The organism is Magnetococcales bacterium, assembly GCA_015231175.1.
Lineage (GTDB): Bacteria > Pseudomonadota > Magnetococcia > Magnetococcales > DC0425bin3 > HA3dbin3.
Genome location: JADGBZ010000149.1, coordinates 1 through 3,808, shown reverse-complemented (window position 1 = coordinate 3,808; position 3,808 = coordinate 1). Strand labels below are relative to the sequence as shown.

4 protein-coding genes are annotated in these 3,808 nt (G+C 52.0%); all 4 read left to right on the top strand.

Annotated features, from left to right (window positions below; all coding sequences use genetic code 11):
* Window positions 1-182: 182 nt before the first annotated feature.
* The 4 genes from HQL63_15980 to HQL63_15965 all read left to right on the top strand — a co-directional run bounded on the left by HQL63_15980 (window position 183) and on the right by HQL63_15965 (window position 3,576).
* Window positions 183-1,052 carry a 3'-5' exonuclease gene (locus HQL63_15980; protein MBF0178322.1) on the top strand — a complete coding sequence of 290 codons (870 nt, stop codon included), beginning with the start codon at window positions 183-185 and terminating at the stop codon, window positions 1,050-1,052.
* A gap of 63 nt (window positions 1,053-1,115) precedes the next feature.
* Window positions 1,116-1,802, top strand: a complete 687-nt coding sequence (locus HQL63_15975) for an HAD-IA family hydrolase (protein ID MBF0178321.1) — start codon at window positions 1,116-1,118, stop codon at window positions 1,800-1,802.
* Between the two features lie 8 nt (window positions 1,803-1,810).
* Window positions 1,811-2,635, top strand: coding sequence for a hypothetical protein (locus HQL63_15970; GenBank protein ID MBF0178320.1), 825 nt, complete (start codon window positions 1,811-1,813; stop codon window positions 2,633-2,635).
* Window positions 2,626-3,576: a hypothetical protein gene (locus tag HQL63_15965; protein ID MBF0178319.1), complete on the top strand. Its 951-nt coding sequence runs from the start codon at window positions 2,626-2,628 to the stop codon at window positions 3,574-3,576. Before HQL63_15970 ends, HQL63_15965 begins: the two co-directional genes overlap by 10 nt.
* Window positions 3,577-3,808 lie beyond the last annotated feature (232 nt).

Genomic DNA, 3,808 nt, shown 5'->3' with positions numbered 1-3,808 from the left:
GCACGATTAGCGTTGAAAAAATGATGTTTCTCGGCTATCTAAGCGCCATTGGGGCTGCGCCCTTCCTCCTGGCGGGGTTCGGGGCGGAGCCCCGACAAAGGCTTTCACGTCCAGGCTTTGTTTTTATGTCCAAGCTTTGTTTTGTGTCCAGGCTTCTTACGAGTTGACAAAGGTCACAGGAAATGTTCAAAAAAATCAATGATCCGGTCTGGGCATTTGACGCCGAGTGGGTACCCGATCCCCGTGCCGGGCGTCTGCTGTACGGTGTGGCGGAATCTGCGTCCGATCGGGAGGTGATGGAGGAGATGTGGCGGCAGGGAGGCGCCACCCCGGAAGATCCGACACCCTATCTCAAAACGGTTTTGTGCCGGGTGGTCTCCATTGCCATGGTGATTCGCAAGGAGCAACGCGGGCAGGTGGGGTTATGGCTGCTCTCCCTGCCCCAGGATCCGGATGGCGCCGGCAAGGAGAGCAGCGAACGCGACATCGTGGAAAAATTTTTAAAATCTCTTGGAAAAAACCGGCCCATGCTGGTCGGTTACAACTCCCTGGCAGCCGATCTGCGGATCCTGGTGCAACGGGGCATGATTCTGGGTATCCAGGCCAAAGAGTTTTGCCACCGGCCCAACAAGCCCTGGGAAGGGGTGGATTATCTGGCCAAGGGCAGCGATTGGAATATTGACCTGAAGGATGTCGTGACGCCTGGCTGGGGGCATGGCAGCCCATCTCTGCATGAGATGGCCACCTTGTGCGGCATTCCTGGAAAACTGGATGTTTCAGGTGATCAAGTGCCAGAGCTGTGGTTGAACGGGCAGTTGAGCCGGATCGTGGCGTACAATGAATTCGATGCCCTGACGACATACCTGTTGTGGCTGCGCGCCCTGTATTTTTCCGGACACCTGGATGAGACCCGCTATGTTTCCGAACAGGAGGCCGTGCGCGACTTGCTGGAAAAAGAAGCGGAGAAACGGCCACATTTGCTGGATTATCTGCAAGCGTGGAAACGGTTGGGGGGAGTTCATTTTCCAACCATTGCTTCCCCGGCGGCGTGAGGGCATTCTGTCAGACCCCGCGCCACGTTTGCGACAAAGAAACCCATTCCCCAGGTGATTAGGTTGGATCCACATCCGGACATGGCTCTGCGGCCCGGGCTTGACTGGTCGCGCATTCAGACTGTCCTTCTGGATATGGATGGCACCCTCCTGGATCGTCACTTCGACGATACCTTTTTCCTTGAAATCATCCCCAAAGCCTATGCCGACCTCCATCGACTGAAGATGGCTGTGGCGCGTCATCGTGTCCTGGCAGCCTACAAACAGGTCGAGGGCACCCTGGAGTGGTATGACTTGGCCTATTGGTCCCGACGACTGGATCTGGACTTTGCCAAACTCCAAAACGAGGTGTCCCATCTGATTCGCCCGCACCCGTATGTCATGACCTTCCTCGAAAAAATAACAAGCATGGGCCTTCCTGTGCATCTCGTCACCAATGCCCATCCCTGGTCTTTGCAGCTGAAATTGTCGCAAACCCCCATCGGCTCCAGTCTGACCGGCATATGGACGAGCCACAACCTGGGGTATCCCAAAGAGCATGCGCAGTTTTGGCCACGTCTACAGGAGCAATTGCGCTTCGACCCTGAAAAAACCTTGTTTGCCGATGATTCTGAACCCATCCTGGAGGGGGCTGCGGCGTTCGGCGTGGGCCAACTGGTGCATATGGCCCGGCCCAGTTCTGCCGTTCCGCCGATTTATTCACACCGTTTCCTGTCCGTCGTTGATTTTCGCCAGATTCTCCCGCCATGAGCCCGCATATGACGTCCCCAAGAGACCACCTGAAAGCGACCGGGAAAGAGAGGGGGGGGCAGGTTTTTGGACAGCCCCTGAAAAAAATGGCGTTGTTGCTGCTTCTGACACTTTCCTCCTCGCCTGGATGCACCACACCTGTATCCTGGGACCATTCGCCCATGGCAGCCCATCCCGGTCCGACCGGGACGCAGTCTGCCCAGCTCCGCATGGCCTTCGACAAGATTGTCCCCCATCAAACGTCAACGGAAGATCTGAAAACTCTGGGCTTTGACCCGGCCACATCGGCCAATATTCGCGTATTGAATTGGATGGAGGTTGCACAATATTTCCATGTCGATCTGAAAAATCACGCCGGCCAGGAGATGGCCGACCCCGGTATTCGTTATTGTATTCATTCAAAAAAATATTGTCATGGCTACCTCATCTCCATCGCGGATGACAAACAATCCCATGCGGGTCGTCCACTTTCGAACTCTGCGAACGCCGAGCGACAATCCGACTCAGCTGGTATAAACCATATGGCATCCATTCTCATCAAAAACGACTTGGTGATCTTTAAAAAGTGGGATGGCTTGCCCAATCCGCAGCGGATCACCCCGGTGCAACCCCCTGTCGTCAAGAGTGGTCAACCGGATGGGCAACAAAAACCACCAGCTGCGGTATCGCGCACGGCTGCCAAAGTTGACAAGCAAGAACAACCAACAAAATCATCAGGAACTGCGCGACCCCCTGCCCAGAAAAAAAGCGGCCATCACGGGAACAAAACCCTGCCACTCCCCACTCGTGATACTCTCCCCATTCTGCAAAAAGAGATACTCGATTGGAATTGATGAGAACCGTAAAAATCCATCAAAATCGTTTGCGTCGTCTTGTCATTAAATTTTTTTTTATTGTATTGTTGTTGATGCTGTATGCAACATCAACCCAAACTCCCGTCCATGCAGCCCTGTGGTTTGTAAAGACCTATCCGGATTATTTTCATTCTCACTTTAAAGTATGGAGAGACAATAAAACATTGTTGGATCAGGTTATTGTATGGTTTTTGTCTGAAAAATTGACACATGATTGGATAGCACGCGAATTTTATTTTCTGGGTAACATCAAAGATAAACCCGTCGAACAGCAAGCCTTTGATATTCAAAATCAATTAAAAGATATGGTGATTCGTTTTAATGGAAAGTTTGAAACACCGCTATGGACATTTCAGCGTCTGGTTTTTGGAAGTTCGTTATGTGACGGATTCAATCATCTTCATGCTTTGTTGCTTAACGAATTATATCCTGGAGTGGAGTTGTTTGCGTTATGGGATCCCGTCACACGTGAATCACCCCACACCCTTTTGAAAATACGAAACAAATTCGGTGCAGTCTATATCGATTTTTTCATGGATCCTTTGACCATGACCGAAATAAAACTGCAGCAGCGGCCTTCTGACCAAAAGCCATTTCCTGCTTCCTTCCATCAAAATGGTTTCATCATCAAAAAATTGGCCAGTCTGCCCGTTGGCATAGGCGTCTTGGGCCCGTTCAAACAAACCTTGTCCCCCAAAGCCATGCTCCCCCCCAGCCATGATCCCTGGCTGGCCTATTTGCGCGGTCGCATTTTCCACCTGTACCGTATGAAGGAGCCGGCTGTGGAGCATTATCGGCAAGTCGTCGCGAGCCATTGTCAGGAGACGTTTTGTCAGACCGCCAAAATTTTCTTGGCCGCGCTGACAGGGGTGAACACCTCCGTTTCACCTTGGTCCGGCACGAGAAACCTGAACCTCTGAGTCGTTACACTGCCTGGACACATTTCCTTGGTGGAACTGTAGCGTTCCATCGACGAATTTTGGAAATCTTGTACTGAATCAGTTGAATAAGGCAGATTGACACCATGCCTCATGTCGTCCATATCCCGGATTCTGCCAAGGCCTGGTGGCTCAACCATGTTGATTTGATGTGCAGGCAAGCCATGAATCGGGGTCCAGCAACTGTCTTGACTGTCAAGCAGTTTCTGCCAGG

Excerpts from the sequence above, each read along its gene's own strand:
- HQL63_15970 (MBF0178320.1), top strand. The coding sequence starts at position 1,811 with ATGACGTCCCCAAGAGACCACCTGAAAGCGACCGGGAAAGAGAGGGGG.
- HQL63_15980 (MBF0178322.1), top strand. The coding sequence starts at position 183 with ATGTTCAAAAAAATCAATGATCCGGTCTGGGCATTTGACGCCGAGTGG.